The following is a 770-nucleotide window of genomic DNA, read 5'->3' as shown; positions in this document are numbered from 1 at the left end:
CCGCTGCTCCGCGGCGAGAGCAGCTGGCGCGACGTGCGCGTGGCCGCGAACGGCACGGTCTTCGTGGTCGGTCCGGGCAAGCTGTACGTCATCGACCCGGTTCGCCTCAGAGTCGCAAGGCAGATGGAGTTCGACGAGACTGGTTGCACGGCGTCCGAGAGCGGCTGTACGAGCGGGGGGGGACCAATTCTCCTCGCCCTGGCCCCCTGCCAGTCGGCAACGCCGGCGCCCACGGCGACCGCCACTCCTGCGCCGACGGCATCCTCGACCGCAACCCCGCCACCGACGCCAACCGCCACCGGCACACCGACCCGCACGGCAACGGCAGTTCCCACCACCACACCGACCCGCACTGCCACCACCGGCAACGGCGACGGCTGCACCTTGGCCGGGGGTACTACCACGTCGCCCACCGGCGCGTGGCTCCTCCTCGGCGCGGCGGCGTTGTTCTGGCTCACGCGCCGGCCGCGGCGCGGCGGACAACTCGCCTTCGGGCAGTCGGCACTGGCGATGACGCACCTGGACGTCTCGGGCACGCGGGTGCTGTTCGTCGACTCGCAGGAGCAGATCGCCGACCAGCTCTTCCTGCTCGACATGAACAGCTTCTGAAGCGCTAAAGCCACAGGCCATGGAGGAGCCCGGGATGACAGCGACCTGCTCCAGAGGACGTCCCCGGCGGTGGCTGGCACGGTGGGTGCAGTCCGCCGTCGTGGGACTGTGCCTGAGCGTCGGGGCGATCACTGTCCCCGGGGCAGGTCGCGGGGAGGAGT

Annotated in this window: 1 protein-coding gene; it reads left to right on the top strand. The window is 71.0% G+C overall.

Features of this window, described 5'->3' with window-relative positions; translation table 11 throughout:
• On the top strand, nt 1-609 hold a 609-nt coding region (locus L6Q96_23265; protein ID MCK6557469.1), incomplete at its 5' end, for a hypothetical protein.
• Nucleotides 610-770: the final 161 nt, after the last annotated feature.

This window comes from Candidatus Binatia bacterium (assembly GCA_023150935.1).
Taxonomy (GTDB): domain Bacteria; phylum Desulfobacterota; class Binatia; order HRBIN30; family HRBIN30; genus JAKLJW01.
The sequence above is the reverse complement of the archived record's forward strand: the minus strand, read 5'-3'. Positions and strand labels throughout refer to the sequence as shown.